A 25,777-nucleotide genomic window follows, 5' to 3' on the forward strand; every position below is an offset into this window, starting at 1 on the left:
GAGTCGCATGTCCGACGCTGCCACCGAGGCGTTTCTGACCCACCGCAACCTGCTCTTCACCGCTGCCTACGAACTGCTGGGCTCAGTCGCGGACGCAGAGGACGTTTTGCAGGAGACGTGGCTGCGCTGGGTGGACGTCGATCTCGACACGGTCCGCGATCAGCGCGCCTACCTGGTGCGGATCGCCACCCGCCAGGCGCTCGGCCGGCTGCGCACGCTCGGCCGTCGCAAGGAGTCCTACGTCGGGCCGTGGCTGCCCGAGCCGCTGCTGACCACGCCCGACGTTGCCGAAAACGTCGCGCTGGCCGACAGCGTTTCGATGGCGATGCTGCTCGTGCTGGAGACACTCACGCCCACCGAGCGGGCGGTGTTCCTGCTGCGCGAGGTGTTCGAGCTGGAGTACGACGAGATCGCCGAGGCCGTCGACAAGAGCCCGGCCGCGGTGCGTCAGATCGCCCACCGGGCGCGGTCGCACGTCACCGCTCGCCGGCCGCGCGGTGTCGTCTCGGCCGCGGAGACAAAGGATGCGCTCGGCGCGTTTCAGCGGGCGATCGAAACCGGCGATCTACAGAGCCTCGTCGATGTGCTGGCGCCCGATGTCGTGATGCTGAGTGACGGCGGCGGGGTGAAGCAAGCGCTGCTGCGGCCGATCTCGGGTGCCCATCGGGTGGCTCGTCTGCTGGGGCTGGGGCTACCCAGGCTCGAGGGCCAGGTCTCGGTGGAACCGGCGCAGATAAACGGCGGCCCGGCGTTGATCATCAGGATCGACGACGAGATCGACAGCGTGGTGGCCGCGCGTTTCGACGACGGCCGGATCACCGGGCTTTACATCGTGCGTAATCCCGAGAAGCTGTCGCACGTTGAGCGCGCGACGAGGCTGACTACCAGTTCGTCAGGATGAAGTGGTTGAGCAGCAGCGCGCCGGCGACGTTGAGCGCCAGCCACCAGCGTTGTGACCGCGGCGGCAGCAATGCCCCGGCCGCGACGAGCCACACCGTGAACGGCAGCCAAATACGTTCTGTCTCAGCCTTACTCAGCATCGAAAGGTCTGCTGCCACGATGGCCAGCAGCGCGCTGAGTACGACGAGATGCAATCCGGACCGCCGCTTGATCGCGGTGATGTCGAACACCCTGCCGATTCCGGCGACGCTGCCGAGTCCGATCGCACACACCACCGATGCGAAGTTCGCCCACGACCAGTACTGGAACGGCCGGTCGTTCGCGATGCCCTGCCAGTAGCGATCCTGCACCAGCGTGTAACCGTCGAACCACCAAAACCCTGCGACCACGAACACGACAACGACCGCGAGCGCGGCCAGCACAGCAGGAGCCAGCGCGCCAAGCGCCGCCCGCCAATTCACGGCCGCGAGCAGCACGGCCACCGCGGGCAGCGCCATCAGCGCCAGGCCGTAGTTCAGGAAGATGCCCCAGCCGAGCAGCAGCCCGGCGCCCGCGCCGGCCAGCGCCGGCCAGCGCACGGTGCGCCGGGCGGCCAGCGCCAACAGCGCGATGCCCCAGGCGGCCACGCCTGCGAAGTAACCGTCGGCGGAAACGGCGATCCAGATGGCGGTCGGCGCAACCGCGACGAACGGCGCCGCCAATCGCGCCGTCCCCTCATCCGTCAACGCGCGGATCGCCACCACGATCGCGGCCGCCGCGCTGGAGCCGACGAGCAGGCACAGCAGTCCGGCCCACGCCCCGCCGGCCAACCCGATCCGGTCGAGCCACACGAACGTCAGCAGTGCCCCCGGTGGATGACCCGAAACATGCGTGATCCACGAATTAGGTTGGAAATCAGGGATTCTGCTCGCGAACGTCCGCACCGCGTTCGGAATGTCGGTGACGGTGGGCACCTGGCGCAGATACTCGTGTTGCGCGGCGAGGCGGTGCGCGAAGCCCCGGTACCAACCGTCGATCATGGCCAGCGAAAACGCCCATGCGCAGGACGTCGCCCAGGTGGCCCAGGGCAGCGCCCGCCACGGCAGCCGCTGCGCAATTGGTTGTCCCCGCAGCACCGCGGCGATGCCGATCACGATCGCAGGCCCGGTGCCCCAGCCGACGTGCGCGTTCCACCAGCCGAAGATCGGCGCGGTGTCGGCGAAGCTGTAGAGCCGTGCGGCAGATGCGTTGATCAGCGGGGTGACAAGCCCCAGATGCAGGTGCGGCACCACGAAAGCGGCGACGACAAGGACGACGCCGACGGCGACCGCCACCGCCTCCCTGCGTCCGATCCGCACGCCGCCAGCCTATTGCGCGGCCGCTCTGACCCATCTGACGAATCGGTGACGTCACGAGCGCGGTGCGACGGCGTGACGCCAGACGCGCGTTGCACCGCTACGGGACCCGACGAAAGGAAACGCCCGATGCACCAACCGCTAACCCGCACCAACGCAGCGACGTGGCTGACCACTGCGGGCCAGCTCGTGAGTCGGTACGGGCTCGTGATCGTGCTGGCGTGGATCGGCTTCGGCAAGTACGCGAAAATGGAGGCCCGGGTGCTCATCGAGCACAGCCCGCTGATGTCGTGGATCTACGACCTTCTCAGCGTTCGCGCGGTTGCTGTCTCGTTGGGAACGGCCGAGATCGTCGCCGCGGTGCTCATCGCGCTTCGCCCGGTGTGGCCGCGCGCCTCGGCCGTCGGCAGCGCGCTGGCGGTGGTGCTCTTCCTCGGGACCGTGAGCTTTCTGTTCACCACGCCGGGCTTGGTGGTCGCGCACTATGACGGCGTCCCGGTCCTCGGAGCGCAGCCTGGCCAATTCCTGCTCAAGGACCTGGTGCTCATCGGTGTGGCAATTTGGACTCTCGGTGACGCGCTGGGTGCCCGCCCTGATTCGATGAGCACGTGAATACGTTGTTCTGCAGCGTCGAGTTGGCGGCGCGCATCGAAGGGGCCGAAACCCAACTGATCACCAGCGCGACCGAGGGCGCACGACAGCGCGTCGGCGCCTCGGCATTCGTCATGCCCGTCGCCGGCGGCGCGGCGTGCTACGTCGAGGACGGCTCGCCGCTGAACAAGATCGTCGGGCTCGGCTTCGGCGGCGTGCCCAGCGGTGAGGCGCTCGAGCAGATCGAGCAGGCGTACGCGGCGCGCTCGACCCCGACGCAGGTCGAGCTGTCGAACCTGGCAGATCCCGCGATCGGCGCGGCGTTGACGAGCCGTGGCTATCAACTGGTCTCGTTCGAGAACGTGCTCGGCCGATCGTTGGACGGCGCGCAAGCTGCGCAGCCGCAGGGTGTCGAGGTGCGATTGAGTGATGACGTCGCCGCGTATATGAACGTCGTGGTCGACGGCTTTGCGCATCCCGACGAGCAGGGCGTGCCCTCGCACGAGGACTTCCCGCGAGAGGTCATCAGAAGGGCCATGGCGGACATGGAAAAGGCAGGCGTGACTTCGTATCTCGCGTTCCGCGACGGAGCAGTCGCGGGCGGCGGCAGTATGCGAATGTCCCAGGGCGTGGCACAGCTCACCGGTGCGGCGACTGCACCGGCGCATCGCCGCCGCGGGGTGCAGACCGCGCTGCTGGCGGCGCGGCTGACTGAGGCCGCACGTGCGGGTTGTGACATTGCCGTCGTCACCACTGCGCCGGGATCGAAATCGCAGCAGAACGTGCAGCGCCGCGGTTTTCACCTGCTCTACACGCGGGCGATCCTCGTCAAGGACTGATCCGTACCGGTCGGTCCATAATGGCGTAACCTGGACGCATGCCTCGCCCCCGCACGTTTGATGAGAGTGATGTGATCGCCGCCGCCCGTGACGAGTTCTGGTCGCGCGGATATGCCGCGACGTCGATCGACGACCTCACGTCGGCAACGGGCCTAGGCAAAGGCAGCCTCTACGGGGCGTTCGGCGACAAGCACGGGCTGTATCTGCGTGCGCTCGACGACTACATCGGAACCTCGCTCGACAGCGTGCGCGGCCAGCTCCGCGATCCCACACACAGCGCTTACGACCGGCTGGTGCGCCACATCCGGGCACAGGCCAAAGCGATCGCCGCGGACAAGGTGCGCCGCGGCTGCATGATGGCCAAGAGCGCCGCAGAGCTGAGCGCCACCGACGACACTGTGGAGCGGGCGGTCGAAAACGCCTACGCGACATGGGCGGCCGAGCTCGCCGACTGCATCGCAGAAGCGCAGCGCGACGGGGCCATCGACAAGAAGCAAGACCCGCAGGCGCTCGCAATGACCGTGCTGGCGTTCATGCGAGGGCAGGAAGCACTGCACAAGGGTGGGGTGAAGCCGGCCCAGCTCAAGGCATCGGCCGAGCAGATGATCGCGCTGCTGCCGAAATAACCCCTCCCTGCCGCGAGCGACCGTGTCTGCCCGCCGACACGCCGGGACAGCGCGTACAAAAGCGGTCGCTCGCGGTGGGGCAGCACAACGCCTGGCGGAATAGAACTCACGGCGGGCGTGTCATAGTTCTTGACCGAATGGTCCAGAACTAGCGAAAGGCATCGCGATGGCACTTCTCAAAGGCAAGACAGCGGTAATCACCGGGGGCACCACGGGCATCGGACTGGCCACCGCCAAGCGGTTCGTCGAGGAGGGCGCATACGTCTTCCTCACCGGCCGCAGGCAAGCCGAACTCGAGGCGGCCGTCAAGGAACTCGGAGACTATGCCACCGGTGTGCAGGGCGATGTGAGCAAGCCCGAGGATCTCGACCGCCTCTACTCCGCGGTGGCCGAAAGCGGTCGCCGTCTCGACGTGGTGTTCGCCAACGCCGCGATCCTCGAGGCCGCGCGCATCGGTGAGATCACCGACGAGCAGCTCGACTACCAGCTCGGTGTCGACTTCAAAGGCGTGGTCTTCACGGTGCAAAAGTCGCTTCCGCTGCTCAATGACGGTGGTTCGGTAATCCTCAACGCGTCGAACGTCGCCGCACGGGGTGTAGACGGCCTCGGTGTGTACGCCGCGATCAAGGCAGCGATTCGATCGTTCGCCCGTACGTGGGCAAGCGAATTGCGTGACCGCAACATTCGGGTCAACGCCGTCAGCCCGGGCGCCACCGATACGCCTGGCATCGACACCGTCGCCCGCGTGGTGTTCCCCGGCCCCAACGCCGAGGAGGAGTTCGAGAACCTCCAGCGCAGTATCGTCCCGATGGGGCGCTACGGCACTCCCGAGGAGGTCGCCAACGCAGTGGTGTTTCTCGCGTCGGACCTGAGCAGCTTCACCACCGGCGCCGACATCCCCGTCGACGGCGGCATCAACCAGATCTAAAGAACCGAACCGCCGAAACTGTATTCCAGCAGGTCTCTACTCGTACTTCCTCTGCTGGAATACAGTTTCGCGGGAATCAGTACAGGACCTTGCGGACTGCCTCTTCGCTGTAGCGGGCCTCGAGTTCTTCCAGGCTCCAGTCGTACCGGATCGCCTTGGCCAACTGCGCGACGCTGGGCACGGCGGTCGGGTTCCACGTCGACGGATCCCAGGTGTCGGAACGCAGAAATGCCTTGGCGCAGTGGAAGAACACTTCTTCGACGTCGATCTCGAGCGCGAGGATCGGCCGCCTGTTCTTGACGATCATTGCGTCGAAATAGTCGGCGTCGGCAAGGATCCGCGCTGTGCCGTTGATCCGCAACGTGTCGCCCCGGCCGGGGATCAGAAACAGTGTGCCCACCCGCGGCTGCTGCAACAGGTTCAGATACCCGTCCGCACGCTTGTTGCCCGGCCGCTCGGGAATCGCGATCGTCGTGTCGTCGATGACGTGGACGAAGCCGGGTGGATCGCCCTTCGGGGACACGTCGACGCGGCCCTGCGCATCGGTCGTCGCCACGAATCCCAGCGGCGAGTGCGCGAGCCAATCTTGGTGGATCGGCGACAGCCGATCCTTCACCTTGTTCGCGACGTATTTGTCGGGCTCGCCGACGATTGCCCGCAGCTCCTCGACTGTCTTCACTTCCCGGCGCATTGCCTCATCATCCTCCTTGCGTTCACTTTGCGGTCGGTCACGTTCGTCACACTCCGCCGATGACCGACGTCGCGCAGACCCCGCAGACCACCTACGAGCACAGCCGTACCGGACTCTCCGCGGACGCGTTGCGCCGCGGCGTGGTCGACCACCTGCGCTACTCGGTCGGCCGTCCCGCGGCCGCGCTGAAGCCCGAGCACTACTGCCGCGCCCTCGCGCTGGCCGTGCGCGACCGGATGCAGGACAACCGGGTCGCCTCGACGCAAACGTCACTCGACCTCGGCAGGAAGGTCGCCTGCTACCTGTCGGCCGAATTCCTGATGGGGCCGCAACTGGGCAGCAACCTGATCAACCTCGGCATCGAAGGCGCGGCCCGCGAGGCATTGTCGACGCTCGGCCAGGACCTCGACGAGGTGCTGGGCTGCGAGGAGGAACCGGGCCTCGGTAACGGTGGCCTCGGCCGACTGGCCGCGTGCTATCTCGACTCGCTCGCCACACTCGAACGACCTGCCATCGGCTACGGCATCCGCTATGAGTTCGGCATCTTCGACCAGGAGATCCACGACGGCTGGCAGGTCGAGAAGACCGACAACTGGCTGGACAACGGAAACCCATGGGAGATCGCCAAGCCCGACGTGAACTACCTCGTGAAGTGGGGCGGCTACGCCGAGCACTATGCCGACGACGCCGGCCACGATCGCGTTCGGTGGGTGCCGGGTCGCGTCCTGAAGGGCGTCGCCTATGACACCCCGATCCAGGGTTACGGCGTGAACACCTGCAACGTGCTGACGCTGTGGAGCGCGCGTGCGGTGAAGTCGTTTGCGCTGGAGGCGTTCAACACCGGCGACTACTACAAGGCCGTCGAGGACGAGGTCACCTCCGAGACAGTCACCAAGGTGCTCTACCCCAACGATGAGGTCGAGGCGGGCAAGCACCTGCGGCTGCTGCAGCAGTACTTCTTCGTGTCGTGCTCGCTGCAGCACGTGCTGCACATCATGGATGATTTAGCCGACGCCTCGCTGAACGACCTCCCTGAGCGATTTGCATTGCAGCTCAACGACACTCACCCCTCGATCGGCGTTGCCGAGCTGATGCGGCTACTGGTCGACGAGCGGCATATCGACTGGGACGAGGCATGGGAGATCACCGTCGCGACGTTCGGTTACACCAACCACACCCTGCTTCCCGAGGCCTTGGAGACGTGGCCACTGGCAATGTTCGCCGACGCGCTGCCGCGGCACCTCGAGATCATCTACGAGATCAACCGACGATTCCTCGACGAGGTGCGCGCGAAGTTCCCCGGCGATGACGCGCGGTTGCGGCGGATGTCGCTGATCGGCGAGGACAACGGCAAGAGCGTGAGGATGGCGCACTTGGCCACCGTCGGCAGCCACGCGATCAACGGCGTCGCCGCGCTGCATTCCGAGCTTCTCAAAGAGAGCGTGCTCAAAGACTTCTACGAACTGTGGCCAGAGCGGTTCTCCAACAAGACAAACGGTGTCACGCCACGCCGCTTCCTCGCGCTGTCCAACCCCGGCTTGCGGGCGCTGCTCGACGACACGATCGGCGACGGCTGGCTCACGGACCTGACGAAGCTGCGCGGGCTGGAGGCGCTCGCGGACGACGCCGCGTTCGGCGACCGGTGGCGCGCGGTCAAGCGGGCCAACAAGTCGCGGCTGGCCGACTTCGTGAAGGCGACCACAGGCGTGGAACTGAATCCCGAGTGGCTCTTCGACATTCAGGTGAAGCGGATCCACGAATACAAGCGCCAGCACCTCAACGTGCTCAACATCGTCACTCAGTACCACCGGCTCAAGGAGAACCCGCGCCTGGAGATGCCGCCGCGTGCATTCATCTTCGGTGGTAAAGCCGCGCCCGGCTACTTCCTGGCCAAGCGAATCATCAAGCTGATCAACGCCGTTGGTGAGACGGTGAACAATGATCCGGATGTCAACCGGTTCCTCAAGGTCGCCTTCGTGCCGAACTTCAACGTTCAGAACGCACACCTGATCTACCCGGCTGCCGATCTGTCCGAGCAGATTTCGACTGCGGGCAAGGAGGCGTCCGGCACGGGCAACATGAAGTTCATGCTCAACGGTGCGCTCACCATCGGCACGCTCGACGGCGCCAACGTCGAGATTCGTGAAGAGGCCGGCGCCGAGAACTTTTTCCTGTTCGGGCTGACCGTCGACGAGGTCGAGCGGATCAAGCGCGACGACTACCGGCCGTCGGACTATGTCCACGGAAACGCCGAGCTGGCCGCCGTGCTCGACCTGATCGCAGGCGGCACCTTCTCGCACGGCGACACCGAGGTGTTCCGTCCGCTCGTCGACAATCTGCGCTACGCCGATCCGTTCCTCGTGCTCGCCGACTACGCGTCGTACGTGGAGAGCCAGGGCCGGGTGAGTGCGGCGTGGCGCGACCCTGCCGCGTGGGTGCGGATGTCGATCCTCAACACCGCCCGCAGCGGCAAGTTCTCGTCGGACCGGGCCATCGCGGAGTACTGCGATGACATCTGGAACGTCTTGCCGGTGACCGTTTCGCGGCCTACGTCATAGCGGCGCACACGTGGGCGTCAAGCCGGAGAAGTGCACCGCGGGCATGCCGTCGACGGTGACGAAATCCGTTCCGGGAGACCAGGTTATGCCCGGATGGATCCACGGCGGAACGCCGTGGGGATAGGTGATCGTCAGGTCGGAGTAGAACTGGACGTTCGGCGGGCACGCGGGACTCGTTGACGCTGAGGCGTTCCACGCGTGCACGACGATCGGGTTGAACAGGCGGGTGCCTTGCGCGCAGTTGGGCTTGCACTCGACGGAGCTGTCGGTACCGGTTCCGCGTGCGCCGTCGGGTCCCCACGCACTCCAGGTCATGTTCTGCATGACGCCGGTGGTGTCGCAGTTGTAGGCGAATGAGTTCGGCCGTTGCAAAAGAGGCTGACTCGGGTCGTAGCATTTGCCGATCGCGAAAACGACGTCGCCCTGCTCGGCTGGGTCCGCCACAGCTACGGGCGATGCTCCGAACAGCGCGACGGTACATGCGGCAGTAGCGAATGCGCGGATCACGCCCGGATGCTAGCTCAGTCGTGTGACGGGCACGTCACGTCGACGAACTGGGTGGAGGTTTGCCGCCGCGTCAGCCGAAACGTGCGGCCAGTTCGCGCCGGTCGACCTTCCCGATGCCGCGGCGGGGGAGTTCGTCGACGACGTGGATCTCGCGTGGCGCCGCCGTCGACGGCAACGTCGCCGCGACGTGCGTGCGCAGCTCAACCAACGTTGGTGCCGCGGAATCCGGTGCGACGACCACGGCCGCCACCACGCGCTGACCCAACCGCTCGTCGGCGACCCCGAACACCGCGGACTCCGCCACCGCGGGATGCGTGGCCAACGCCGCTTCCACCAACTGCGGAAGTACAGTCAACCCACCGGTGCTGATCGCGTCGTCGACCCGCCCCAGCACCCGCAACACGCCCGAATCATCAAGTGCGCCAATGTCATCGGTACGAAACCAGCCGGGCTCGGCGAACGGGTCGGGGTCTACCGGATTGCGGTAACCCTTCGCCAGCGTCGCCCCGCCCAGCACGACTCTGCCCTCATCGATGCGAACCCGAACCCCGTCGAGCGGAACACCGTCGTACACGCAACCGCCGGCCGTCTCACTCATCCCGTAGGTCCGCACCACCGAAACACCTGCCGCCGCTGCTTTTTCGGCAATGCCGTGCGGCATCGGACCGCCGCCGATCAGCACCGCGTCCAGCGCCGCAAGCGCCGCAGCTGCGCCACTGTCACGCAGCGCCTTGTCCAACTGCGCAGCCACCAACGACGCATACTTGCGACCCGGTCCCAATGTCGCCACAGCGGAGGCCAATTCGGCGGCATCAAAACCGGCGGACACCGCGACCGGTGGCGTACCCGCGACGACGCTCCGCACCAGCACCTGCAGACCCGCGACGTGATACGCCGGCAGCGCCAGCAGCCACGCGCCGGGACCGCCCAGTCTGCGGTGTGTGGCGTCGGCGCTGGCCGTCAACGCCGATGCGGTCAGCATCGCCCCTTTGGGCACGCCCGTCGTCCCGGAGGTCGAAACCACGACAGCGACGTCGTCGTCGATCGGCTGGTCGGCGCGCAAAGACGTTGTCAGCAGCGAGGTTTGACGGTCGTCGTCGGCCGGTACCGGAAGCACCGCCGCACGACCGCCAAGCGCCTCCTCCACTACCGGCAGCAGCGACAGCGCTGATCTGCCGGGTGAGACAGTGACGGCGCGCAGGACGGTTATTCGGACTCCCCGGGTTCACGCGGATCGTCCAGCGGCCAACCCTTGGCGGCCAGTCGATTTCGCACTCGGTCGATATCTTCAGGAGCGGGCAATCCGTCGGTGAGCTGGGTGATCAGCACTCCGATGTCGATGTCGTCGAACTCGCCGCGGTCCAGCAGTTCCTGCACGACGGTCTTCACCTCGTCGTCGGTGAGCCGCGGTTTCAGCAGTGCGAACAGCGGGACGCGGTCCGGGCCCGGCACCCCTTCTGGATAGCCGGCGGTGATCCACGCGACGATCTTGGCGAGAAACTTGGTCACAGTGTCAGCTCAGCTCCCCACGGAGGACCCGGCGGCCTCGGCTCCATGTTGAAACGATCGTAGTGCCCAGCCCGGCCGCCGGCGCAGGCCAACAAGTCTGGGCTATCAGGTGAAGAATGGATGAACACCTCACCCGGCTCGGCAAAGTCGCAGGTCGACACGTTCAACTAGGGTCCTTCGGTACTAGGTGATTTCGCCGCTCGCACCCCAGAATGAGCGTCATGACCGCAGAGACGATCATCCTGGTGCTTTTGATCGCAACGGCACTGGCATTCGACTTCACCAACGGATTCCACGACACCGGCAACGCCATGGCGACGTCGATTGCCACCGGTGCCCTCAAGCCGAAAACCGCCGTGTTGCTTGCCGGCGTGTTGAACCTCGTCGGCGCCTTCCTCTCCGTCGAGGTCGCGGTCACCGTCACCACGTCTGTGCTCAAGGTGCAAGACAGCAAGAGCGGGCACCTTCTCCCGAACATCACTCCGTCCATGGGTTTGACGATCATCTTCGCCGGCTTGATCGGCGGCATCCTGTGGAACTTGCTCACCTGGTTGTTCGGCATTCCCTCGAGCTCGTCTCATGCGCTGTTCGGTGGTCTGATCGGCGCCGGACTGGCGGCACTGGGAACCGCGGGCGTGAACTGGAGCGGCATCACCTCGAAGGTGCTGATCCCGGCGGTCGCCGCACCGGTGATCGCCTGCCTCGTCGCCGCGTGCGGCACCTGGCTCGTGTACCGGATCACTCGCAAGGTCCTGGCGAAGCGCCGCGAAGATGGCTTCCGCTGGGGCCAGATCGCGACCGCGTCGCTCGTCGCGCTGAGCCACGGCACCAACGACGCCCAGAAGACGATGGGCGTCATCGCGCTCGCGTTGATCACCACCGGCCACCTGACCGGCGACGTGAAGAAGGACGGCCTGCCGTTCTGGATCATCTTCAGTTGCGCGCTCGCCATCGGTCTCGGCACCTACATCGGTGGCTGGCGCGTAATCCGCACGCTCGGAAAGGGTCTCGTCGAGATCGAGTCCCCGCAGGGCCTCGCGGCCGAGGCGTCGTCGGCCGCGATCATCCTCAGCTCCAGCGCCGCGGGCATGGCGCTGTCCACCACTCACGTCGCGACGGGTTCGATCCTCGGCAGCGGCGTCGGCAAGCCGGGCGCAGAGGTGCGCTGGGCCGTGGCGGGCCGCATGGTGGTGGCCTGGCTGATCACGCTGCCCGCCGCCGCACTCGTCGGCGCGGTGTCGTACTGGATCTCGGAGGGAATCGAGGCGGTCACCGGTTCCGACCTCGCCGGCGACGGCGTGATCTTCCTCATCTTGGTGGCGCTGTCGGGCTACATGTACTGGCGCGCCCAGCAGCAGAAGGTCGACAGCAACAACGTCAACGCCGATTGGGACGACTCGACCAACTCTGTCGTCCCCGCCGAGGTCCGCGAGGCAACCAAGGCGACCAAAGACACGGCCGCGGTCTAGCGAACAGCCACGACGAAATAGGGAAGCGTTGATGCATTACATAGAAGCGATCTTGAAGGTTCTCGTGGTGGGTCTGATCCTCGGCGCCGGACTGCCAGCGGTTTTCGCGTCGGGCATGGTCGCGTTCTCGGCGGGTGCCGGGGGCGAACATCCAGACGGCACCGTCTCAGCCCCGAACCCGGTGTTGAAGTATCTCGGGCTGCTGCTGTTTCTGCTCGTCGGATTGGTGGTCGTCGCCGCGCTGCTGTGGATCACCAGGGGCACGATCATCCACCACTTCGGCATTGATCCGTTCCCCGGCGTCAAGAAGGGCTGAAAGCACATGACCGAGAACCGCACTGTTCTTGACAACGTGCTCGGGTGGCTGCACGAGGGCTACCCCGAAGGTGTTCCGCAGAAGGACTACTTCCCGCTGCTGGCGCTGCTGAAGCGGTCGCTGACGGAGGAAGAGGTCGTCAAGGCGGCCCAATCCATCCTCAAGACAACCGATTCCGAGACGGTGACCGAAGACCAGATCCGCGATGCGGTGCACGCGGTGATCGAGAAGGAACCCAATCCGGCGGAGATCCACCAGGTCGCTGCTCGGCTGGCTTCCGTCGGGTGGCCACTGGCGGCGTCTGCCAGCTGAACCTCGGGGTTCAGCCTCTGGTGTCGCGGCGCAGCGGGTGCGTTGCGGGCACCTGGACGAAGATCAGCAGCGTCCCGTCAGGATCGACGACGTGCATTTCGTGCAGTCCCCACGGTTCTTGCTTTGCCTCGCGGGTGATCTCGACGCCGCGATCCCGCAGCTGCTGCTCGGCGGCGTATACGTCGCGCACTTGAAGCCACATGGTGCCGCCCGCGCTCGGGGCGCCGTGGGCGGCGAGCTCGATCAGCGATTGGCCGGCGAAGAACACCGTGCCCGCGCCGTAGTCGCGAAAGATCGCCAGGCCGAGCTCGTCACGGTAGAACCGTAACGACCGCTCATAGTCGGCCGGCCGAATGAGCATCCGGCTGGCCAGGATCTCCATGGGTCCGTGTCTATCACGCCCGGTCAGCCGATCCGGCGCTCGACACCCTTCCAATAGGGTTCGCGCAGTGTGCGCTTGAGCAGCTTGCCACTCGGGGTGCGGGGCAGCACGTCGGCGAAGTCCACCGATTTGGGCAGTTTGAACCCCGCGAGCCGCTGGCGGGCATAGGCGATCAGCTCGGCCTCGCTCGGCAGGCAACCTGCAGTGGGCACGACGATCGCCTTGACCGCCTCGCCCCATTTCTCGTCGGGGACGCCGATGACCGCTACGTCAGCAACTGCGGCGTGCGTCATCAGCACGTTCTCCACTTCGGCGGGCGATACGTTTTCGCCGCCGGAGACGATCATGTCCTTCACCCGGTCCTGCAGATAGATGTAGCCGTCGTCATCGCGGTAGCCGGCGTCACCGGTCTTCAGCCAGCCGTCGGGGGTGACGGTCGCCGCTGTCGCGTCGGGATTGTTCCAGTAGCCAAGCATGTTCTGGGGCGAGCGTGTCCACAGCTCCCCAACTGCGCCGTTCGGAACGTCGACGCCCTGCTTGTCGACAATACGAACATCCACCCACGCGTACGGCTTGCCGCACGAGCGCAGCAGGCCGGGCCGCCGCACGGGATCATGCTCGTCGAGTTGGGTGATGGAGCCGGTGGTCTCGGTCAATCCGTACACTTGCAGGAACTCGCAGCCAAACCGCTTGAGTCCCTTGACCAGAACGTCGTCGGTGATCGGCGAGGCGCCGTAGACAATGGCCCGCACGCTGGAGAAGTCGGCGTCGCTGGGTGTTGTGAGCAGCATCTGGATCACCGCGGGTACCAGCAGCATGTTGGTAATCCGGTGCCGCCCAACGGCATCGAGGATCGCGGGCGGGTCGACGTCGCGCAGCACCACAGTGGTGCAGCCCTCGGCGAGCCCGACCAACGCCCAACCCGAGCCCGCCATGTGGAACATTGGCATCACGGCAAGGCTCACACTGTCGGCGTCGAACCGCCACTTCTCCGCGATGCCGGTGGCCTTGCTGAAGTAGTTGTTGTTGGTCAGCATCACGCCCTTGGGCGGGCCGGTGGTGCCCGAGGTGTACATCAGAAACGCGAGGTCATCGGATTTCGTTGTGACGCCGGGGTCTTCGGCGGGTTGGGCGGTCACCCAGTCGGCGAAGCCCGGCCAGCGGGCGTGATCGCCGATGGCCACGATGGAAGCCGTGAGCAGGTCTTCGATCGCTTCGACCCGATCGAAGAACTCCGAGCCGACGACCACCACCTTCGCCTGTGCGTCGGCGACGATGTGCAACATCTCCTGCGCGGTCAGCCGCCAGTTCACCGGGACACCGACGGCTCCGAGTTTGGCAAGGCCGCAGACGACTTCGAAGAATTCCACGCCGTTCTTCTCGATGAACGCAACCCGGTCGCCAAACCCCACGCCGGCAGTTGAAAACGCCTGTGCCGCTTGGCTGGAGCGGGCGTCGAGCTCGGCGAACGTGATCGCCTGATCGCCGACCACGAGCGCGATCGCGTCGGGCCGGTCGGCCGTGTGCACCCGCACGATGTCGGCGATCGTGACGATGTCGGGGTGCGGCATGGTCAGTCTTTGGGCTGAACCCGCTGACGCTTCATGATCGCGTCAACGGCGTTGGGCGCGAAGCTGTTCACGGCGTGTGCGGTGACAGCCATCCGAGGGGCGATGCGCACCGGGCGCGTGCGGGCGGCGGTGATCATCCAGTCGGCGGCCTCTGCGGCGGTCAGCCCCGGCAGTCCGTCGTAAGCCCGGGTGGGCTCGATCATCGGCGTCTTCACCAACGGGTAGTACAGCAGCGTCGAATGCACGCCCTTGTCCGCCCATTCGGTTTCGATGACTCGGCTGACGGCCGACAGTGCCGCCTTCGAGGCGTTGTAGACGCCGAACAACGGCGACGACTCGCTCAACACGCCCCACGTCGAAACGTTGATGATGTGCCCGTCGCTGCGCTCGATCATGCCGGGCGCGATGCCTCGGATCAGCCGCAGCGGCGAGTAGTAGTTCAGCGTCATCGTCCGCTCGACGTCGTGCCACCGGTCCAGTGACTCGGCGAGCGGCCTGCGGATCGACCGGCCTGCGTTGTTGATCAGGATGTCCACGCCGCCGAGGTCCTGCTCGACCTTGGCGACCAGTTCGTCGACGGCGTCGAGATCGGATAGGTCCACCGCGTACGCCTTCGCATCGCCGCCTGCCTGCGTGATGCGCTCTACGAGGGCGTCGAGCAGTTCCTGCCTGCGCGCGGCGACGACGACCCGCGCTCCGCGGCGGGCGAACTTCTCGGCCGCGGCTTCGCCGATGCCCGACGATGCCCCGGTCAGCAGCACGCGCTTGCCTTCCAGGTCAACGGGGTCGCGGCGGCGGCGCAGCGCCTGTTCGGTCAGCGCAGGCCGCATGCTGGTCAGCAGCAGGGTCTCGGACAGCCTGCGCAGCGGGCTCTTGCTCACAGCTCATGAGTTTAGGTGGTCTAGTTTTTGATGAGTTTTCCGAGCCGACGCGGTCGTATTGGGTATGACGATCAACGGCAAGCTCGACACCAGGTTCAGTGAGGCGACAGAGCCGGTTGACTGGCAGCAGGTCAGCGGCACGCTGGCCGGCGCCGAGTTGTACTGGCTGACCACTGTCCGCGCGGACGGCCGCCCGCACACCACGCCGTTGGTGGGCGCGTGGGTGGATAACCAACACGGGCCGGGGTTCGTGTTCTGCACAGGGCCCGAGGAACAGAAAGCCCGCAATTTGGCGCACGGTACCGCCGTCACGGTCACCACAGGGGTGAACACGTGGAACGACGGGCTGGACGTCGTCGTCGAGGGCAACGCGGAACGGTTGACCGGCCTCGATATCTTGTCGCCGTTGGCCGACGCGATTCGCGAAAAGTACAGCGGTGATTGGGATTACACGCCCGACGACGACGGCTTCGGGCACACCGACAGCAGCGGTGAGCGCCACATCGCCCATGTGTTCCGGGTGCTTCCGGCCAAGGTGCTGGCATTCGCGAAGTCGCCGCACGGCCAGACCCGGTTCCGACCCACTGGATAGTCACGCCCTGGCGCGGTCTCCGATGCGGGGCGTCTGCTCGATTGACGGGAGTGCCAGCAGCGCGATGAGGGGGACGACGCTGAAAAGCAGGCCAAGAGTTGCCCACAGTCGGTCGTTGCGGTTCTTTCTCATCGCGATCTCCGAACAGCCGTATGCGGCCAAGATCCCGAGCATGCCGATCAGCGCGAGCAGCGGATGCGAAATGATCAGCTCGATCAACTTCGAGGTCTGAAAGAACTCGCGGGAGTTGTCGGCTAGCAGGTGTTCGTGGGCCATGAGTCGTCCTTTGTCAGGGTCGCAGTGTGTCGGGCTTCTCAGGTAGGTGCATCAGCGCGGCGTGATGGGGACACTTTTCTGGGCCACGGCGGACGGGCCGGCGGGGACGCCTGGTGGTGATCCCCGCCGGCCCGGGCCGGCGCGACTCGTCTGCCGGAGGTCAGAACGACTGACCCAGCGCGAGTACCGTCCGGGCGCCTGCCAGCTTCACCAGCAGATCGCGCTGGCGAATAGCGAAGTCCGGAACGGGGCGGCCTGCGGCCAACTTGCGGTGCAGCAGCCCCAACTTGGCGGCGGAGTGCTGTACGTCGACCATCGCGCGTTTACCTTGCTTGCCACTGATGGACGCGGCCCAGCGCCGGGCTGCCCGGCGACCCTTGAACGTCGTCAGGGCGGGCAGTTCGGTGTGCGCGAACCATCCACGGTTGGCATAGCCCTGCAGGTGCGCTCCGATGCTGCGGAGCTCGCGTCGACGGATCCGGCTGACGATGACGATCATCGCGATGAAGACCGCCGCCGAAACCCCGAGGAACAAGAGGAGCCCCTCCGGTGAGGGGTTCGAGAACAGCACGTAGTCCCACACCGAGTGCAAGGCCATCGCGACGGCCAGCCCGACGACAGGAGCGATGATCCGCACCGCACGCTTGGCGCTGGCGACTGCGATTCCGAGCCCGATGCCGAACATGACGGTGAACAGCGGATGCGAGAACGGCAGAATCACGCCGCGCATCACGAAATTCAGCAGCACATCGCCGGTGTGGTACTGGCCGGGCACGATCTCGGCAGTGGGGTCGGCGAGCAGACCGACTGTGTAGGCCTTGACGTAGTAGCCGATGTTTTCGGTGAAGGCGAAGCCGGTGGCGACAAAGCCGCCGTAGACGATGCCGTCGATGACCCCGTCGAATTCTGAACGCGCGAACCACACGAGGGCCACCAGGATGAATCCCTTGGCGACTTCTTCGACGGTTCCTGCGCTCAACCAGAGCGGGCCGCCCACGAACGTCTCGACCAGCACGCTGACGATGGCGGCGGTGGTGGCACCCCAGATGAACGCGACCAGTAGCAGTCGGGCGGGTTCGGGTTCGGCGCGGTCGATCCACCGGAACGCCGCCAGGACGACGGGGACAGGCACAATCGCCAGACCGAGTGACAGCGCCAACCCTGCTGCAGTTGCCGACATTCCCATCATGAGCATCCCGGCCAGCCAGGCCACCGAGCTGATACCCAGAGTGATCCAGGTGGTCACCCGCAGCGCCCGCCGGGGCCGTGCCGTTCGGGCGGCTACTAGGGGCAGTGGTTGTACGACGGGCGCCTGCTGTTTCGGGCGCTCGAGGACGACGGTCATGTTGACTCCTTGAGGTGTGTCGACGCTCCCGTTGAGCGTCATTCACAGACTTGGAGCAACGGCAGGCCCGCGCGGTGACACTTTTCTGTCAAGCGATTTCGAAAAAGGAGAATCGCCCACTGTCCAAACACCGATGACACGCCCCAGGCAGAGGCGTGTCATGGGTCTGACTTCGTGAAAAAGTCTGCGCACGAAGGGTTCTGGTCAGTCTGTCGGCAGTTCGTTTGCCCTGCGCTCAACGGCTTCGGCAAGCCGGGAGATTCGCCCGCGAAGCAGAAACCAGTTGACAACGATGACTGCCGCGCCCAGCCCGAGAAATCCAGCGACGATTGCGTGATCCAGCGACGGATGGTGCAAGGCGCGTGCCACCCCGAAGACACCCAGCAGCGGGACCATTACCGGTGCTTGTCGGTTGAGTCTGCGGCTACGTGCGAGCCAACCGCGCCACGTATCGAGGTCGACGCGCGTCGGCAATTCACCCGAACGCAACGCCCCCGCGTAGACGAGGTACTGCTCTATCGAGCCGAAGTTTCGGCGCGCTAGGCGCTCGCCCACGATCGCCGAAATCAGCATCACCACGGTCACATAACCCGCCATGGCGATCCCGAAGACCGAGATCTTGCCCGCGACGCTGTAGTACAGCGAAGAAAGCGCTATGCCTGCCGCGAGGCCGAAAACCCCGGTCGCCGTGATGCGCGCGCTTGCGGGCATCCGGTACCAGAATGTCGATGTCATCATCACCGCTCCTGTGTTCTGAGGCGGCCGTGAGCCGCCCGGCCATTCATGCCGTTGGTGCGACCCAGTGGGGCCGCACAGGTATGAGTGGCGAACGGTCGATTTGGTGACCAGTTTTTGGGGTGGTATTCGGCGCCGGCTCAGCCGACGGGGCCGTCGCCGCTGCCGCCGAAGTCCGGCTGTAGAGGTTCCAGACTCGTGGGAGGCGTACGAATGTTCCTCCCGCCCGGTGACGGTGTGATCGTGCTGCCGCCGCTTGGCGGATTCGGCTGAATCGCCTCGGTGGGCGCAGTGGGTGTGAGCGTCGGAATCTCTTGTGGGGTCTGGGTATTCACCGGCGGAGGAGTAAAGACCTTGCTTGTCCGCGTGGTCGGAGCGACGGTTGGCGAGGCACCGGCGCCCGTCGGCTGCGGCGGCGCCGTCACGGTGGCCGGGGCCTCGTACGTGATCGTCGGGTCATGCTCGACGACTCGGGCCGGAGGGGGGCTGGATTCCGTCGGGGGAGCCGCGATCGACACGGCAGGAAGAGTCGTCGGCGGGGTCACCCGCCGAGCGATCGTGCTCGGCGACACCGACGACTGGATCACGTTCGCGGGATTCACGGATGTCTCATGGTTGTGCTGCACCGCGATGGCCACCGCGGGAACTGCGATCAGCCCGGCTATCAGCCCGGCGCCCGCCACAGCCCGCCGGGTGAACCGACTGCCTCTGCTCTCACCGTCACCGGAGGCGCTTCGGGTGGCGAGCGTGTGCATGACGACAGTGGGCTCGCTGGCGATCGTGCGCATGACGACCGTGGCTTCGGCGCCGGTGTGCTGTGGCGTGGGGGCCGGACCGGACGAAGAAACCAGTCTGATGCTGTCCAACGTGCGGTGACGCAACGCGGCGGGCGCCGAGATCAGCAGCGGGGCCGAGCCGAGTAACGCGGTGGGATTGACCATTCGGCGCCGCAGGTCATCACAAGTCGGACAGGACTCGATGTGGCGGGAGATGCGCTTGCGCATAAGCACCGTGAACTTGCCGTCCCAGCCGTCGAGAATCTCGGCGAGCCCGGGGCACGCGTTGACGTTGTTGCGGGCCGCCCGCGACACCAGCAGCGCCCCCAGCGAGCGTTCGATGGTCTCGCGCAGCCGCTGAGCCATCTTCTTGGCGTTCGATGCGCTGACGCCCAGAGCTTCCGCGAGATCGGCGCCTTCCAGGCCCTTGCGGTAGGCCAGCTCATAGACCGCGCGGTCACGTTCGGACAAGCCGCCCGCCGCGGCGGCGATCAGTTCGGCCAACTCGTTGCGCCGCGTGAGCGTGGCCGGGCCGGGCCCGGTGTCCAACTCCTCGGGGAGTTCGTCAACGGCCTGTTCCCGTTTGCGTCCACGCAGGCAGCGCAGGGCTTCGTAACGGGCGATCGAATACAGCCAGGGCCGCAGCTTGGCCGGTTCGCGCAGCTTCGAAAGGCTGTTGGCGGCAATACAGAATGCGTCGTGCACGCAGTCTGCTGCCGCTTCCCGATTGCGCAGCATGCCGATGCAGAAGTCGTGCAGCGGATCGGCATAACGGTCGTAGATGGCCGCAAAGGCTGCGCGGTCGCCTGCGGCTGCGGCGTGGACCAGCTCAGCATCGGTGACGACGTGCCGACCGGGCACCGCTGCGGTCATGGCATCCCCCTGCCTACGACGCCAAATCCCCGTGGTTGTGAGGATAGTTCGGTGAGGAAATGATTGAAATTGATCCGGCAAACATCGTTGTAATTGCCTTCGGCGCGCGCGGTGATGGTCAGCCCGCCAGCACGTTCGGCAGATGCCGGGCCGGCAGCGTGCCCCGCCCCAGCACCGTCGGTTGCTGAGGAGCGGGCACCACGATCGAATGGCCCGAAGGCGCAGGCGGCGCGCCGAGGTTGGCCGAGGCGAATACCAACGCGCTGGCAACGATGGCCAGTCCGGCGCCGACCTTCGCGGTCGTCCTGGGGTTGAGGGCAGCGGTCATGTCTGCTTCTCCTGGTCTCGTCCGAGTCCTTTGGCCTCGGCTCACAGGTATGTGCAGCGGGACGCGCCACTGGTGACACTTTTTTCCGAGTGATTTGTGTGCGTCTAGGCGCGCTCAGCGCTCCTGAACGCACACAAATCGCTAGAAGTAGCGCGGGAACGGCGTCCAATCCGGGTCGCGCTTCTGCAGGAATGCGTCGCGGCCCTCGACTGCCTCGTCGGTCATGTACGCCAACCTTGTTGCCTCACCGGCGAACAGCTGCTGGCCGACCAGCCCGTCGTCGCTCAGATTGAACGCGTACTTGAGCATCCGGATCGCCTGCGGCGACTTGCCGTTGATCGCGGCCGCCCACTGTAGGCCGACCTTCTCCAGATCGGCGTGGTCGACGACCTCGTTGACCGCGCCCATCGCATGCATCTGCTCGGCGGTGTAAGGCCTGCCGAGGAAGAAGATCTCGCGCGCGAATTTCTGGCCCACCTGTTTCGCCAAGTATGCACTGCCGTAACCGCCGTCGAAGCTGCCGACGTCGGCGTCGGTCTGCTTGAACCGGGCGTGCTCGCGACTGGCCAGGGTCAGGTCGCACGTCACGTGCAGGCTGTGCCCGCCGCCGGCCGCCCAGCCGTTGACAAGGCAGATCACCACCTTCGGCATGAACCGGATCAACCGCTGCACCTCGAGGATGTGGAGTCGGCCGGCACGTGCGGGGTCGACCGTCTCGGCCGTCTCACCTGAGGCGTACTGGTATCCGCTGCGGCCACGGATGCGCTGATCGCCTCCGGAGCAGAACGCCCAGCCGCCGTCTTTGGGTGCGGGCCCGTTGCCGGTCAACAGGATGACGCCGACCTCGGGCCACATCCGGGCGTGGTCGAGCACACGGTACAACTCGTCGACGGTGTGTGGCCGAAACGCGTTGCGCACCTCCGGCCTGTCGAAAGCGACGCGCACCGTCGGCTGCGGCTTCCCGTCGAGCACATGCCGGTGATACGTGATGTCCGTCAGTTCGAAACCCTCGACGGGCTGCCACAGCGACGCGTCAAAAGGGTTGTCGCTCATGCGTTCACCGGATCCAGCCGGAACAGCGGGCAACGGCCCGCCAACGCCTCGAACTCGTCGGGATTGGGTCCGGTCACCAGACCCGCGTTCTTGATGAAGCCGACGCCCGTCGGCACCTTGATCGGAAACTCCCGCAGCAGCGGCTGCACCCCGATCAGCACCTTGTTCACGTACTTCGACCACCAGGGCGGTCGGATGCGCTCACCGTTGGACATGCCCGTAACGCTACTCAAGCCGTCACACCGTGGTCGGCCAGCGCTTTGCGCAGGCCCTCGGGCCGTTCGACGGTCGGCAGCGGGTCGACGAGGCTGAATCCGCAGCCGATCGCGCGGGCGCCGCCGTCTGCCTCGTCGCTGTCACCGACCATTACGGCGTCGGCGGCCTCGACACCGAGCCGTGACAGCGCGGTCTCGAAGATCGCTGCGTCCGGCTTGATGACGCCGACCTCATAGGACAGCACGAACTCGTCGACGTAGTCCGCGACGCCGAGCGTCTCGAACGCCGGGCGGACGTCGAACGCGATATTCGACACGACCGCGGTTCTGATGCCCTGCCGATGCAAACCCTCGAGCACTGTGGCGGTGTCGGGATACGGCGTCCAGGAGGACGGATCGATCGCCCTGCCGTAGAGCGTCTCAGCGTGGTGCTCGGCGAGCCCGGATTCGCGCAGCACGTGCAGGTACGCCTCGCGATGCAGGTGGGGAGCGAGGTCGCGGTTGACCCACGCGTGGTAGGCCTCGGGCGTCATGTCGACGTGCTGTCCGACGGGCGACGTGAGCCGGCGCATCAGCTCGGCCTGCACGTGCCCGTCGACCTCGCGCTCGTCCACCGTGATGCCCTCGAACCAGCTCTCGTCCTCTTCGAGGCGAAACAGCGTGCCGGAATAGTCGAACAGCACAGCGCGGACAGTCATTCGTCCCATGCTAGCCACGGGCCCGAGCGGCCTTGTCCGCTAACACTTCTCGTTCACGCTCGTTGTCGGTCATTTTTGCCGCGCGGTCGAACTCGTCGGCGGCCTCGGCATCCCGCCCAAGTCGTGCCAGCAACTCACCGCGCACGCTGGGCAACAGATACGAATCCGCAAGGCCGTCGATGCCGTCGACGATCTCCAGCGCGGGGGCCGGGCCATCAGCCATCGCGACGGCCACCGCGCGGTTGAGTTCCACCACCGGCGACGGTGCGATCTGGCGCAGCCCGTCATACAGCAGCACGATGCGCGCCCAGTCAGTGTCGGCAGCGGTCGGCGCGACGGCGTGACACTCGGCGAGCGCCGCCTGCAATGCGTACGGGCCCCATCCAACACCTTTGCGCTGCAGAGCATTTGCGGCGCGTTCCAACGCCGCGACACCGCGCTGGATCTGCGCGCGATCCCATTTGGCGCGGTTTTGGTCCTCGAGCAGGATGGGCCGTCCGTCGGTGTCGGTGCGCGCCGCGAGCCGTGACGACTGAAATTCCATCAGCGACACCAGCCCGTGCACCTCGGCCTCGTCGGGAACCAGCGCCGCCAGCACCCTGCCCAGTCGCAGCGCTTCGCTACACAGCTCGTCGCGGATCCAGCGCTGCCCGAACGACGCCGAATAGCCCTCGTTGTAGATGAGGTAGATGACGGCGAGCACTGCAGACAGTCGCCGCGGATACTCCGACCGATCCGGCACCTCGAAAGGTACGTTCGCGGCGGCCAGCGTCTTCTTCGCCCGGGTGATGCGCGCGGCGACCGTCGCCGTCGACGTCAGGAACGCGCGGGCGATCTCGTCGGTGGTCAGGCCGCCGACCACGCGCAGCGTCAGCGCGATCTGGCCTTCTCGCGACAGCACGGGGTGCGACGAGATGAAGATCAGCCGCAGCACGTCGTCGTCGATGCGGTCGGGATCCCATGCCTCGTCAACGGTGGTTTCGAGCTCGTGGGCCAACACCGCGTACTTGGCGTCGAGGTTCTCCTGCCGGCGCCAATAGTCGATTGCCTTGCGCTTGGCGACGGTGGTCAGCCAGGCTCCGGCGTTGCGCGGCACGCCCGAGGTGGGCCACTGCGTCAGCGCGTCGACGAGGGCTTCCTGCGCCAGGTCCTCGGCGAGGCCCACGTCGCCGACCGCGCGGGTCAGGGTCGCGACGATCTTGGCGGCCTCCATCCGCCAGACCGCGTCGACTGTCTGCTGTAGCTCCGGCACGTGCCCATTGTGCCGAGCGGCTTACGCCTGTCCGCGCAGCGCAGCGGTTGTGGTCGCGAACATCGTCGACTTGATCGCCTGCAGCGTGCCCGGATCCTTGCCCTTCAGTGGCGCGACGAGGTCGACGGCCGTCGAGACCACCTTGCCTTCGGGAGCGGTGGCGGTGATCAGACCGATGGCCTCGGCGTCGGCGCCGCCGTAGCGGCGCCCTGTGGTCATCGCCTCGACCGCGGCAGCGGGGGTGAGCTTCGACTGGATCAGTGCGGCCATGCCTTCAGTGAAGGGGATGTGGATGTCGACCTCGGGGAAGCAGAAGTAGCCACGGTCGACCCGCATGACGCGAAAGTCGTGCGCTGTCGCCAACATTGAGCCCGCGCCGAACGCGTGGCCGTTGACGGCGGCAACGGTGGGTACCGGTGCGACGAGCACACGCGCGAGCAGCTGCTGAACCTGGCCGACGTACCAGTCACCTTGATCACTATGGGCGCCAAGCCAATCCAGGTCCAGTCCGTTCGAGTAGAACTTCCCGTCGCCGGTGGTGACGAGCGCCTTGGCCTCGCCGGCCTCGACGCGGTCGAGGAATCCGTTGACGGTCTGCAACCACTCCGGCGAGAACCGGTTTTCGTCGTCGCCGAGATTCAAAACGGCAATTTCATCGGTGATTTCGAGATGAGCGGGCATTTCTTTCTCCTAACTTGACCGACAGGATGGCCTCGACGGCGGCCGCAAGGCGGCGGCGCGTGTCGTTGGTTGGGGGCATCGGCCTGCGCAGCATCAGACCGGTGGGCAGGCCGACGATGCAGTCCTCGATCACGGCGACGGCGGCGGCGTCCCTGCGGTCGAACATCGCGATCGACAAGCGGATCAGCATCTCGCGAAGCTCGGCTTCCAGCGCACGGAGCTCGGCCTGTACGTCGGCGGGTGCGTCGCCGATCAACTCGTCGCGGGGAATGCTCAGCCACAGCCTTGCCGACTGCGGGCACTGCTCGCTGAACACTGCTGGTGTGTCGGCCGCGACGATGACGGCGCGCACAGGGTCGGCCTCGGCGTCGACGGCCTGCTTCTGCAGTGTCAGGAACCGTCGGGCGGCGCGCACCCAGGCCCGGCCGACGAGGCCGCCGCGGGATCCGAACGCGTGATAGATCGCACCGTTAGAGATGCCTGCCCGCTCGGACACCGCGCGGATGGTGACGGCCGTGACGCCGCCCTCGACGGCGAGTTGTTCGGCCGCGTCGAGCATCGCGTCGCGGTCGTACACCTGCGGTCGGGGCATGAGAGCCAAAGTAACAGAGCGCTTGCTCTGTTATCAAATGGGTGCATGACACGCCGAGGCAATGCGGGCGGTAGCAACCATCGAGGCGGAAAGTTGGTGTTATGGCGCACCGGCTTGTCACTGCATACCGCGAAGGGCGAAAGGCGTTCGGGCATACGCTTCTCAACCCGTACGCGGGGATGGGCGACCGTGCCGTCGCTCGCATGTGGCGTCTCGGCTGGCAACGGGCCGCGGAGGAGAGCCGATGCATCCCGCCCGAAGCCGAGCGCATCGAGCGACTACGCGCAGAGATCGACGCGCTACTCGATTAGCCCGAGCGCTGGGGGCTCACCTCTCAAATTGCCCGGCTTGAAGCGACATTGTCGCTGGCGACGACTTTGTCGCCCAGAGCCGGAAACTTCGACATATGCCCTCGGAGCGGTTAATGCCGAAGAAGCGTGTCGAGCATGCGAATCAACTCACCGACCCGTCCGCCGCCGGCCGGCGCTACCGGAAATCGCTTCAGCACATCAACGACACCCGCTGTGGCCCGATCCGCCACTCGCTCAACGTGTTCGGAGCCGACGCGCGGATCGTCGCCGGCCGCAAGCTCGGCCGCTCGGGCTGCGTAAGCCCCTGCCCCGAGAATGTGTTTGACCTGGCTGGCGTTGGCCAACGGATGTAGGTAGGCGGCGCCAGCCGCGGACATCGCCGCCCACGCCGCCTCGCGCGCGGCCGCTGTGTCGACACACTTGGCTGCGTCAAGTGCCGCCCACGCGTTGACGCGCAGCGACTTCCCGCGCTCGCCGCCCCGGGCGAATTCCCATGCGGAACCAATCGCGTCTCGAGGCCGTGAGTCGTCCGGCCGCTCGTCCTCGAAAATCGACAGCACCGCCTCCGCGCATGCGGCGGCAAACGCGGTGACCTCGCGAAGATCTTGCTTGCTCAGCTCGACTTCGCTCACGGCC

The 25,777-nt window shown here is 66.1% G+C and carries 30 protein-coding genes and 1 pseudogene; 11 read left to right on the plus strand and 20 right to left on the minus strand.

What is annotated here, in order from left to right; all coding sequences use genetic code 11:
- Positions 1 to 7: 7 nt before the first annotated feature.
- Positions 8 to 901, plus strand: a complete 894-nt coding sequence (locus tag J3E61_RS13230) for an RNA polymerase sigma-70 factor (protein ID WP_210083846.1) — start codon at positions 8 to 10, stop codon at positions 899 to 901.
- Here J3E61_RS13230 and J3E61_RS13235 read toward each other — a convergent pair.
- A complete protein-coding gene (locus tag J3E61_RS13235) occupies positions 882 to 2,237 on the minus strand; it encodes a hypothetical protein (protein WP_210083847.1) in 1,356 nt (451 codons plus the stop codon). The two genes, J3E61_RS13230 and J3E61_RS13235, sit on opposite strands and share 20 nt — an antisense overlap.
- 126 nt (positions 2,238 to 2,363) lie before the next feature.
- Here J3E61_RS13235 and J3E61_RS13240 point away from each other — a divergent pair, with 126 nt between their 5' ends.
- The 4 genes from J3E61_RS13240 (at position 2,364) to J3E61_RS13255 (ending at position 5,218) form a co-directional block, all read left to right on the plus strand.
- A complete protein-coding gene (locus tag J3E61_RS13240; protein WP_210083848.1) occupies positions 2,364 to 2,846 on the plus strand; it encodes a DUF417 family protein in 483 nt (160 codons plus the stop codon).
- Positions 2,847 to 2,851: 5 nt separating this feature from the next.
- The gene (locus tag J3E61_RS13245) at positions 2,852 to 3,664 is read left to right on the plus strand and encodes a GNAT family N-acetyltransferase (protein WP_210085537.1); all 813 of its coding nucleotides are present in this window, start codon (positions 2,852 to 2,854) and stop codon (positions 3,662 to 3,664) included.
- Positions 3,665 to 3,702: 38 nt separating this feature from the next.
- Positions 3,703 to 4,290 carry a TetR/AcrR family transcriptional regulator gene (locus J3E61_RS13250; protein ID WP_210083849.1) on the plus strand — a complete coding sequence of 196 codons (588 nt, stop codon included), beginning with the start codon at positions 3,703 to 3,705 and terminating at the stop codon, positions 4,288 to 4,290.
- Between the two features lie 166 nt (positions 4,291 to 4,456).
- Positions 4,457 to 5,218, plus strand: coding sequence for an SDR family oxidoreductase (locus tag J3E61_RS13255; protein WP_210083850.1), 762 nt, complete (start codon positions 4,457 to 4,459; stop codon positions 5,216 to 5,218).
- Between the two features lie 76 nt (positions 5,219 to 5,294).
- Here the strand turns inward: J3E61_RS13255 and J3E61_RS13260 are convergent, their stop codons facing one another.
- On the minus strand, positions 5,295 to 5,909 hold the full coding sequence (locus J3E61_RS13260; protein WP_210083851.1) for a pyridoxamine 5'-phosphate oxidase family protein: 615 nt from the start codon (positions 5,907 to 5,909) through the stop codon (positions 5,295 to 5,297).
- A gap of 59 nt (positions 5,910 to 5,968) precedes the next feature.
- Here J3E61_RS13260 and J3E61_RS13265 point away from each other — a divergent pair, with 59 nt between their 5' ends.
- On the plus strand, positions 5,969 to 8,467 hold the full coding sequence (locus tag J3E61_RS13265) for a glycogen/starch/alpha-glucan phosphorylase (protein WP_210083852.1): 2,499 nt from the start codon (positions 5,969 to 5,971) through the stop codon (positions 8,465 to 8,467).
- Here J3E61_RS13265 and J3E61_RS13270 read toward each other — a convergent pair.
- The 3 genes from J3E61_RS13270 to J3E61_RS13280 all read right to left on the minus strand — a co-directional run bounded on the left by J3E61_RS13270 (position 8,462) and on the right by J3E61_RS13280 (position 10,483).
- Positions 8,462 to 8,974 carry a hypothetical protein gene (locus J3E61_RS13270; RefSeq protein ID WP_210083853.1) on the minus strand — a complete coding sequence of 171 codons (513 nt, stop codon included), beginning with the start codon at positions 8,972 to 8,974 and terminating at the stop codon, positions 8,462 to 8,464. The genes J3E61_RS13265 and J3E61_RS13270 overlap by 6 nt on opposite strands.
- A 70-nt stretch (positions 8,975 to 9,044) precedes the next feature.
- Positions 9,045 to 10,133: an o-succinylbenzoate--CoA ligase gene (gene menE, locus J3E61_RS13275; protein ID WP_210085538.1), complete on the minus strand. Its 1,089-nt coding sequence runs from the start codon at positions 10,131 to 10,133 to the stop codon at positions 9,045 to 9,047.
- 47 nt (positions 10,134 to 10,180) lie between these two features.
- A complete protein-coding gene (locus J3E61_RS13280) occupies positions 10,181 to 10,483 on the minus strand; it encodes a DUF3349 domain-containing protein (protein ID WP_192725437.1) in 303 nt (100 codons plus the stop codon).
- A gap of 221 nt (positions 10,484 to 10,704) precedes the next feature.
- Between J3E61_RS13280 and J3E61_RS13285 the strand changes: the two genes are divergently transcribed.
- From J3E61_RS13285 to J3E61_RS13295, 3 genes are read left to right on the plus strand one after another with little or no spacing between them, the layout of a single operon-like run.
- Positions 10,705 to 11,952 (plus strand): inorganic phosphate transporter, encoded by a 1,248-nt coding sequence (locus J3E61_RS13285; RefSeq protein ID WP_210083854.1) that lies wholly within the window; start codon positions 10,705 to 10,707, stop codon positions 11,950 to 11,952.
- 31 nt (positions 11,953 to 11,983) lie between these two features.
- Positions 11,984 to 12,268, plus strand: coding sequence for a hypothetical protein (locus tag J3E61_RS13290; protein ID WP_210083855.1), 285 nt, complete (start codon positions 11,984 to 11,986; stop codon positions 12,266 to 12,268).
- A gap of 6 nt (positions 12,269 to 12,274) precedes the next feature.
- Complete coding sequence (locus tag J3E61_RS13295; RefSeq protein WP_210083856.1) at positions 12,275 to 12,580, plus strand: DUF3349 domain-containing protein; 306 nt, start codon at positions 12,275 to 12,277, stop codon at positions 12,578 to 12,580.
- A 10-nt stretch (positions 12,581 to 12,590) separates the two neighbouring features.
- On the opposite strand, the gene J3E61_RS13300 is transcribed toward J3E61_RS13295, so the two are convergent.
- From J3E61_RS13300 to J3E61_RS13310, 3 genes are read right to left on the minus strand one after another with little or no spacing between them, the layout of a single operon-like run.
- A complete protein-coding gene (locus J3E61_RS13300) occupies positions 12,591 to 12,962 on the minus strand; it encodes a VOC family protein (protein ID WP_210083857.1) in 372 nt (123 codons plus the stop codon).
- Between the two features lie 23 nt (positions 12,963 to 12,985).
- A complete protein-coding gene (locus J3E61_RS13305) occupies positions 12,986 to 14,533 on the minus strand; it encodes a long-chain-fatty-acid--CoA ligase (protein ID WP_210083858.1) in 1,548 nt (515 codons plus the stop codon).
- Positions 14,534 to 14,535: 2 nt separating this feature from the next.
- Positions 14,536 to 15,414 carry an SDR family oxidoreductase gene (locus J3E61_RS13310; RefSeq protein WP_210083859.1) on the minus strand — a complete coding sequence of 293 codons (879 nt, stop codon included), beginning with the start codon at positions 15,412 to 15,414 and terminating at the stop codon, positions 14,536 to 14,538.
- A gap of 64 nt (positions 15,415 to 15,478) precedes the next feature.
- On the opposite strand from J3E61_RS13310, the gene J3E61_RS13315 reads away from it, so the two are divergent.
- Positions 15,479 to 16,006 carry a pyridoxamine 5'-phosphate oxidase family protein gene (locus J3E61_RS13315; RefSeq protein WP_210083860.1) on the plus strand — a complete coding sequence of 176 codons (528 nt, stop codon included), beginning with the start codon at positions 15,479 to 15,481 and terminating at the stop codon, positions 16,004 to 16,006.
- On the opposite strand, the gene J3E61_RS13320 is transcribed toward J3E61_RS13315, so the two are convergent.
- The 11 genes and pseudogenes from J3E61_RS13320 to J3E61_RS13370 all read right to left on the minus strand — a co-directional run bounded on the left by J3E61_RS13320 (position 16,007) and on the right by J3E61_RS13370 (position 24,830).
- A complete protein-coding gene (locus J3E61_RS13320; RefSeq protein ID WP_192725429.1) occupies positions 16,007 to 16,282 on the minus strand; it encodes a hypothetical protein in 276 nt (91 codons plus the stop codon).
- Between the two features lie 160 nt (positions 16,283 to 16,442).
- Positions 16,443 to 17,627, minus strand: a complete 1,185-nt coding sequence (locus J3E61_RS13325; protein ID WP_210083861.1) for a PrsW family intramembrane metalloprotease — start codon at positions 17,625 to 17,627, stop codon at positions 16,443 to 16,445.
- A gap of 204 nt (positions 17,628 to 17,831) precedes the next feature.
- Positions 17,832 to 18,365 carry a hypothetical protein gene (locus J3E61_RS13330; RefSeq protein ID WP_210083862.1) on the minus strand — a complete coding sequence of 178 codons (534 nt, stop codon included), beginning with the start codon at positions 18,363 to 18,365 and terminating at the stop codon, positions 17,832 to 17,834.
- A gap of 899 nt (positions 18,366 to 19,264) precedes the next feature.
- Positions 19,265 to 20,011: pseudogene (locus tag J3E61_RS13335) on the minus strand (sigma-70 family RNA polymerase sigma factor); the annotation flags it as partial.
- Positions 20,012 to 20,129: 118 nt separating this feature from the next.
- Positions 20,130 to 20,339 (minus strand): hypothetical protein, encoded by a 210-nt coding sequence (locus tag J3E61_RS13340; RefSeq protein ID WP_210083863.1) that lies wholly within the window; start codon positions 20,337 to 20,339, stop codon positions 20,130 to 20,132.
- 141 nt (positions 20,340 to 20,480) lie between these two features.
- Positions 20,481 to 21,392, minus strand: a complete 912-nt coding sequence (locus J3E61_RS13345; RefSeq protein WP_210083864.1) for a 1,4-dihydroxy-2-naphthoyl-CoA synthase — start codon at positions 21,390 to 21,392, stop codon at positions 20,481 to 20,483.
- On the minus strand, positions 21,389 to 21,607 hold the full coding sequence (locus J3E61_RS13350; protein WP_210083865.1) for a hypothetical protein: 219 nt from the start codon (positions 21,605 to 21,607) through the stop codon (positions 21,389 to 21,391). The genes J3E61_RS13345 and J3E61_RS13350 overlap by 4 nt, the downstream gene beginning before the upstream one ends.
- A 14-nt stretch (positions 21,608 to 21,621) precedes the next feature.
- Entirely contained in the window at positions 21,622 to 22,314 is a 693-nt protein-coding gene (locus J3E61_RS13355; RefSeq protein ID WP_210083866.1) for an HAD-IA family hydrolase, read from the minus strand.
- Between the two features lies 1 nt (position 22,315).
- A complete protein-coding gene (locus J3E61_RS13360; RefSeq protein WP_210085539.1) occupies positions 22,316 to 23,518 on the minus strand; it encodes an RNA polymerase sigma factor in 1,203 nt (400 codons plus the stop codon).
- Between the two features lie 60 nt (positions 23,519 to 23,578).
- Entirely contained in the window at positions 23,579 to 24,238 is a 660-nt protein-coding gene (locus J3E61_RS13365; protein ID WP_210083867.1) for an enoyl-CoA hydratase/isomerase family protein, read from the minus strand.
- On the minus strand, positions 24,210 to 24,830 hold the full coding sequence (locus tag J3E61_RS13370) for a TetR/AcrR family transcriptional regulator (protein WP_210083868.1): 621 nt from the start codon (positions 24,828 to 24,830) through the stop codon (positions 24,210 to 24,212). Before J3E61_RS13370 ends, J3E61_RS13365 begins: the two co-directional genes overlap by 29 nt.
- Before the next feature lie 101 nt (positions 24,831 to 24,931).
- Between J3E61_RS13370 and J3E61_RS13375 the strand changes: the two genes are divergently transcribed.
- Positions 24,932 to 25,141 carry a hypothetical protein gene (locus J3E61_RS13375; RefSeq protein WP_192725419.1) on the plus strand — a complete coding sequence of 70 codons (210 nt, stop codon included), beginning with the start codon at positions 24,932 to 24,934 and terminating at the stop codon, positions 25,139 to 25,141.
- Positions 25,142 to 25,251: 110 nt separating this feature from the next.
- On the opposite strand, the gene J3E61_RS13380 is transcribed toward J3E61_RS13375, so the two are convergent.
- On the minus strand, positions 25,252 to 25,773 hold the full coding sequence (locus J3E61_RS13380; RefSeq protein ID WP_210083869.1) for an exonuclease SbcC: 522 nt from the start codon (positions 25,771 to 25,773) through the stop codon (positions 25,252 to 25,254).
- Positions 25,774 to 25,777 lie beyond the last annotated feature (4 nt).

Origin of the sequence: Mycobacterium sp. OAE908, assembly GCF_017872775.1 — a bacterium.
In the GTDB taxonomy this organism is placed as follows: Bacteria; Actinomycetota; Actinomycetes; order Mycobacteriales; family Mycobacteriaceae; genus Mycobacterium.